Below are 6,602 nucleotides of genomic sequence, written 5' to 3'. Positions count from 1 at the left end.
TGGTGCGAACACATTCATCAGGAGAATTGCGAGGAATACACCTTCCGGATAGGCAGGATTGAAAACCCGTATCATGACAGAGATAAATCCTATCAAAAACCCGTAGATCCATTTCCCCTTGTTGGTTTGGGAGCCCGTAACCGGGTCGGTAGCCATGTAGACAATACCGAAGGCAAGTCCGCCAACAATGAGGTGCTTCCAGTAATCAAAGCTCATTAATCCGTAGAAGGTGCTGCTTTCTGTAATCCAACCGGCCTCAACCACACCGTTGAAAATGAGGCCCATTACCAGGGATCCGATTACTGCACTGAGCATGATCCTCCAGCTGGCAATCTTGGAAAATACCAGGAATAGTCCTCCGAGAAGGATCAGAAATGCAGAAGTTTCCCCTACAGATCCAGGGATGAAACCGAAAAACATGTCAGATACCGAATAGGTGAACTCACTTGCGTTATTTTGGGCCAGATACCCCAGAATGGTTTCCCCGGAAATGGCGTCTGGAGTACCAGCGCGTTCTACTGCCCCGTGCACCCACACCTTATCTCCACTCATCCAGGTGGGATAGGCAAAGAACAGGAACGCCCTGATCGTAAGGGCAGGGTTTAGGATGTTCATTCCGGTTCCACCAAATACTTCCTTACCGATCACCACACCAAAGACGACGGCAACGGCCAGCATCCATAAAGGAGTGTCCACAGGGACTATCAGCGGCACCAGCATCCCGGTAACCAGGTAACCTTCTTCCACTTCGTGTCCTTTGATTACGGCAAATATGAATTCCACCAATAATCCCACTCCATAAGAAATGATGACCAGCGGTAACACCTTGATGAAGCCCAGCCAGAAGTTTTCCCAGGTCAGGAAATTTTCCCAGAACATAAGTTCCCTTGGGGTGCCATTGGCCGCATCAATGGCCGCATAATGTTGGTATCCCGTATTGAAAAAAGAAAATAAAAGCACAGGTAGCAAGGCCAGGATAACGGTATTCATGGTCCTTTTCAAATCATCTGCCGCCCGTACGTGTGCTCCGGAATGCGTTGTTTCGTTCGGCGTGAACAAAAAGGTATGGAACGCATTAAAGGCCGGCGCCATTTTCTTTCCTCTGTACCGGTGTTTTAGTATATGTAGTCTCTTTTTTAAGGTAAGTCTTTTGTCACTCATGATTATCCAATTTCTTTATAAAGAAGGTCCAGTCCATCACGTATAATTTGTTGATGCGGTTGTTTGGACGTACACACAAATTCAGTTAAAGCGAAATCCTCTGGGATCACTTCATATAATCCCAATTGTTCCATCTCATCCAGATCTTTTACCATACAGGCCTTCAACAGCTGCATGGGGAAGATATCCAGGGGGAAGACTTCTTCGTATTGCCCGGTTACCACAAAGGCCCGGTGTTCCCCATTTGTATTTGTGGTGAGATCGTATTTTTTATTGGGTTGCAACCAGGAAAATGTCAGGGCGCGTGTGGTGGAAATCTTGTCAAAAACAGGCTTGTTCCACCCGAAGAACTCGTAGTCATCTCCTTCCGGGATGACAGTAACCGTATTGTTGTAAAAGCCAAGAAAACCGTCAGGAGCCGTTTTGGAACCCGTAAGAACGTCCCCATTTATCACCCTGATGTTTTTAGAATTTACACCACTGGCATAGAGAAAAGTGGAAATTTCTGCACCTATCCTAGTCGTGTAATATTTGGGTTCTTTCACAGAAGACCCGGCAAGGGCCACGGTGCGTTCTGCGTTGAACTTCCCACTAAGGAGGCATTCCCCAATGATAACGAGGTCCTGTGGAGCCAGTGTCCATACCTGCTCCCCTTTATTTATGGGATCTATCCTATTGATCTGGGTACCCACCAATCCGGCCGGATGCGGTCCGCTTACCCTGTGCAAACTAATGTCTTTTAATTCTGCAAAAGGAGAATCCGATTTTTTCCCAATGGAAACATGCACTTTCCCGGGGGTAAGCTTTGCGAGTGCCGTTAAAGCCGCCTGCATTTCTTTTTCCTTGCCTTTCAACACATAATTAATGTCTGCAGCAAGGGGAGCTGTCATGTAAGCCGAAATAAAAATCGCCTTGGGGGCCACTTTTGGGTCAGCTATGAAATCGTACGGCCTTCTTTTGATGAATGGCCAGCAACCTGATTTCAAAAGGAATGCCCTGATCTCTTCTGCAGTAGCCGCATTGGGGTCCAATGCCTTGTGCGTTACGTGTTTTTGCTCCTTGTCTGCCAGTATTTTCAGCATGAGTACCTTTCTCCTGGCTCCGCGTATCACCTCAACAAGTTCTCCGCTGACCGGGGAAACGAAAAGCATTTCCTCGTTGTCCTTATTGTAAAAAAGCGGTTCACCCGCTTTTACCTCTTCTCCCTGCTTAATAAGCAATTTGGGGGTGACCCCGTAAAAATCGAGAAGGTTGATTGCGTAAACGTTACTGAGAGCTGCTTTGGAGGTAGTATGTTCTGCGGCACCGACAAGATTAATGTTTAATCCTTTTTTAATTCGGATGTCTTTGGACATATCTGGTTAAACCTTTAGGTTAGTTTAATGAGCAGCAAAAATAGTACTTAATGCATTGTTTTCATAATAATTAACTAAAATTTGGACTTTACACCGAGGGTAATTTTTTGGGCATGCATTTTGTTTACCTTTGCGGGATATATTGGCTTTAAATGCGCTTAAATCTTAAACAGCTGGTCCTTATTTTGCTCGCCTTTCCACTTCATTCCCAGGTGCTGGAAGAGGTGAACCCGCCACAAAACATCAAGACCATTATCTTCAAAGGACAGACCGAAGATCAGTTCCCGATTGTGGAACTGGGGGAAGCTGTTTATCTTGAATTTGACGATGTCCTGGCCAACGAACAGGATTACTACTATAAAATTGTGCATTGTGATTACGACTGGACCCCTTCGGCACTTTTAAAGTCACAGTATTTGGTGGGATTTGACAACCAGAGGATCATTGACTATGGAAACAGCTACAACACCCTGCAGCCCTATTCCAACTACCGTTTGAGTATCCCCAATGAAAATGTACGCTTGCGGGTAAGTGGCAATTATGTCCTCGAGGTATATAATCAACGTGGTGATTTGCAGTTTTCCAGGCGTTTTGTAGTCTATCAGGACCTTGTGAAGGTGGGGGCCACCGTTAAACGGGCACGGGATTACCAGTTTTTCAACCAGAAACAGGCCGTACATTTCACTATCAACAGTGCAGGCTTTCCGCTGGTAAACCCCATCAAAGAGGTAAAGGTGGCCATCCTCCAGAATTATCACTGGCCTACGGCTATTTACAACATCCCCCCTCAGTTTACTCTGGGGAATGAACTGGTCTATCGCTATGACCAGGAGACCAGTTTTTTTGGAGGGAATGAGTTTCTCAATTTTGACACCAAAGACCTGCGTGCCCCAACTGCGGCCATATCCAGGATAGAATTTACCGATGTCTACCAGCATTATTTGTTTCCCAACCAGTACCGGTTTGATCTTCCCTACACCTATTTCCCGGATATAAACGGGGATTTTGTTATCCGTACCCTGCAGGGGACCGATGTTTCCCGGGAAGCAGAATACACCGATGTGCATTTTGTGCTTCCTTACACAGAAACCCTGGGTTTGGACGAAGTTTATGTCTATGGAAAGTTCAATAACTATGCCCTGGAGGATATCAACAGGATGCGCTACAATGAGGAAACAGGAGATATGGAGGCTGTGATCCGGATGAAACAGGGTTTTTACAATTATAAATATGTTACCAGGAATGATAAGGGAGTAGTTTCCCTGAATGTGGTAAGTGGGAACTTTCATTTCACGGAGAACAATTATACCGTACTGGTGTACTACCGAAACTTCGGGGATCTTTACGACAGTATCATAGGCGTAGGGACAGCAAATTCCCGCGAAATCACCAATTAAGTTAGCCGGGCTTCCTCGTGAAGATCAACAACACCGCTACCCGGGAGCGCTTCCCATTCGATGAATGACCGCGGACTGCGGTACTCGTCAGTAAAATCCCTGCATACATCGAAGATTGGGGATGATCCTTGGTGATTATTAACATTCCCTCTATTTTGCCGGTATGTAAAAAGTGTTTTCACCTGACCTGGGGTAACAAACATTTTTTTACTTCCCTTCTTCTTACCTAACTGTATATTGCTGTGTCTTTTACAGGCCCGGGTTTCGGATATAAACTAATGTTAAATCGCGCTATCCGGATTTGAATTTGATTAATTTAGCGCAGGGTTGAGAGCATCTTCCAACCAGCGCCAAAGCTTACAGATGAAAAGCATGATTACACAGATCACCAAAGGGATAAAAATTTCAGTAAACACTACTTTCGAAGGCACATTTTTCAAAAATTACAAGATGCATTTTGCCTTTGGTTACACCATAAACATTGAAAACCAGGGGAAAGATGTGGTACAACTTACCTCCAGGCACTGGGAGATCTTCGATTCGCTTAACGAATTTGAAGTGCTGGACGGAGAGGGCGTTATTGGCAAGAAGCCGGTGATCAGGCCCGGGGAATCCCACACCTATAGTTCGGGATGTCTTTTGGCTTCACCCATAGGGGCCATGAAGGGACATTATAATATGGTAAACTTTTCCAATTCTGAAAAATTCAGGGTGTACGTACCCACCTTCAAATTCAGTGCGCCTTTTGCGCTGAATTAAGTCGCCTTTTGACACGTATTTTTTTCACAAAGCCTTCCTGATTTCATACCTTTGACGAAATTTTAAAAAACAGATTTCGATCATGGGAAAAGGATTTTTTCAGGTACCTACAGCGTATAATGAACCGGTTAAAAGTTATGCCCCCGGCAGCCCGGAAAGAGATGAGGTATTAGCACAGTACAAACAATATTTTGAAGGCCATATTGAAGTGCCCCTGTACATAGGGAGCTATGAAATCCTGACAGAAAAAAAGGCGCCTATGTCGCCCCCCCATGACCATAAACATATTGTAGGGCATTACCACCTTGCCGAAAAATCACATGTAGAATCGGCTATTTCAGCGGCTTTGGAAGCCCGGGAAAAATGGGCCAACCTGGCCTGGGAACAGCGGGCAGCCATATTCCTCAAAGCTGCCGAACTGATCGCTGGCCCATATCGTGCTAAAATTAATGCAGCCACGATGATCGCGCAGTCCAAAACCATCCACCAGGCAGAAATAGATTCAGCCTGTGAATTGATCGATTTCTTAAGGTTCAATGTAGAGTATATGGCGCAGATCTATGCTGAGCAACCAGACTCCTCTGACGCTATCTGGAACCGGGTGGAATACCGTCCTCTGGAAGGGTTTGTTTACGCCATCACGCCTTTCAATTTTACGGCGATTTCAGGAAACCTGCCTGCCAGTGCGGCCATGATGGGCAATGTAGTGGTATGGAAGCCCAGTGACAGCCAGGTGTTCTCGGCAAAAGTGATTGTTGATGTATTCAAAGAAGCAGGCCTCCCGGATGGAGTGATCAATGTGGTTTACGGCGATCCTGTAATGATCACGGATACCCTTTTGGACAGCCCGGATTTTTCAGGCATCCATTTTACCGGGTCCACAGAGGTGTTCAGGAGCCTTTGGAAACAAATCGGAAATAATATCCACAAATACAAAACCTACCCAAGGATTGTTGGGGAAACCGGTGGAAAGGATTTTATCGTTGCCCATCCCACCGCAGACCCTCAGCAGGTCGCCACGGCGATTACCCGGGGTGCTTTTGAATTCCAGGGACAAAAATGCAGTGCAGCATCGCGTGTTTATCTTCCGGAATCCACAGCCAAGGACATTCTGGAGCGCGTGAAGGCTGACGTCGCCTCATTTAATCCTCCGGGATCCCCCGAGGACATGAGCAACTTTATCACCGCAGTCATTCACGAAGGGGCATTTGACAAACTTGCCGGCTACATTGAGGGGGCCAAAAAAGACAAAGACGCGAAGATCATTGCCGGGGGTAATTACGACAAATCAAAAGGCTACTTCATAGCCCCTACGGTAATTCTCACTACCGATCCGCATTACGTGACTATGGAAACAGAATTATTCGGACCTGTTGTCACCGTATATGTTTATAAGGATAAGGATTGGGGTAAAACGCTCGAACTTGTAGATCAAACTTCAGAATATGCCCTCACCGGGGCCGTAATGGCAACGGATCGCTACGCTATTGATGAAGCCACCAGGGCGCTGCAGAATTGTGCCGGTAACTTTTACATCAACGACAAGCCTACAGGAGCAGTTGTGGGACAGCAACCTTTTGGAGGGGCGAGGGCCTCGGGGACCAATGACAAAGCTGGCTCCGCACAGAACCTGATGCGCTGGGTATCCCCAAGGCTTATCAAGGAAACATTCGTAACCCCGGTGGATTACCGCTACCCCTTCCTTGGATAGGAACCGGTAATGGTTGTATTGCAGTAGTTATTTCTTCAGCGGAAGGTATACCACCTTTTTGGTGTCAAAAAATTCCTCTTCAAAGAAGTCGGACAACGCATAGATCCGGGCATTCTGATACTCCTGTAACTCTTCCGTGAGATCACCCCCTTTGAGGTAGAGGATACCATTTTGCATGGGATGTATCGATTTTTTCTTGATCTTACCCCTGGTCCAGTG

Annotated in this window: 5 protein-coding genes and 1 pseudogene; 3 read left to right on the top strand and 3 right to left on the bottom strand. The window is 46.3% G+C overall.

The window, feature by feature from the left end; all coding sequences use genetic code 11:
* Together AC4E7D_RS10120 and AC4E7D_RS10115 are read right to left on the bottom strand one after the other, a co-directional pair.
* On the bottom strand, window positions 1-1,161 hold a 1,161-nt coding region (locus AC4E7D_RS10120), incomplete at its 3' end, for an NADH:ubiquinone reductase (Na(+)-transporting) subunit B (RefSeq protein WP_490173679.1).
* A gap of 2 nt (window positions 1,162-1,163) precedes the next feature.
* Window positions 1,164-2,516, bottom strand: a complete 1,353-nt coding sequence (locus AC4E7D_RS10115; RefSeq protein ID WP_490173678.1) for a Na(+)-translocating NADH-quinone reductase subunit A — start codon at window positions 2,514-2,516, stop codon at window positions 1,164-1,166.
* 152 nt (window positions 2,517-2,668) lie between these two features.
* Here AC4E7D_RS10115 and AC4E7D_RS10110 point away from each other — a divergent pair, with 152 nt between their 5' ends.
* The 3 genes from AC4E7D_RS10110 (at window position 2,669) to pruA (ending at window position 6,383) form a co-directional block, all read left to right on the top strand.
* Window positions 2,669-3,913 carry a type IX secretion system plug protein gene (locus AC4E7D_RS10110; RefSeq protein WP_490173677.1) on the top strand — a complete coding sequence of 415 codons (1,245 nt, stop codon included), beginning with the start codon at window positions 2,669-2,671 and terminating at the stop codon, window positions 3,911-3,913.
* Window positions 3,914-4,285: 372 nt separating this feature from the next.
* Window positions 4,286-4,672, top strand: coding sequence for a Co2+/Mg2+ efflux protein ApaG (gene apaG, locus AC4E7D_RS10105; protein ID WP_490173680.1), 387 nt, complete (start codon window positions 4,286-4,288; stop codon window positions 4,670-4,672).
* 82 nt (window positions 4,673-4,754) lie between these two features.
* Entirely contained in the window at window positions 4,755-6,383 is a 1,629-nt protein-coding gene (gene pruA / locus AC4E7D_RS10100; RefSeq protein ID WP_490173676.1) for an L-glutamate gamma-semialdehyde dehydrogenase, read from the top strand.
* Window positions 6,384-6,410: 27 nt separating this feature from the next.
* Here the strand turns inward: pruA and AC4E7D_RS10095 are convergent.
* A pseudogene (locus AC4E7D_RS10095) lies at window positions 6,411-6,602 on the bottom strand (16S rRNA (guanine(527)-N(7))-methyltransferase RsmG); the annotation flags it as partial.

Source organism: Lentiprolixibacter sp., from assembly GCF_982873095.1.
Note: the sequence above shows the minus strand (reverse complement) of the source record. Positions and strands in the feature narration are given on the sequence as shown.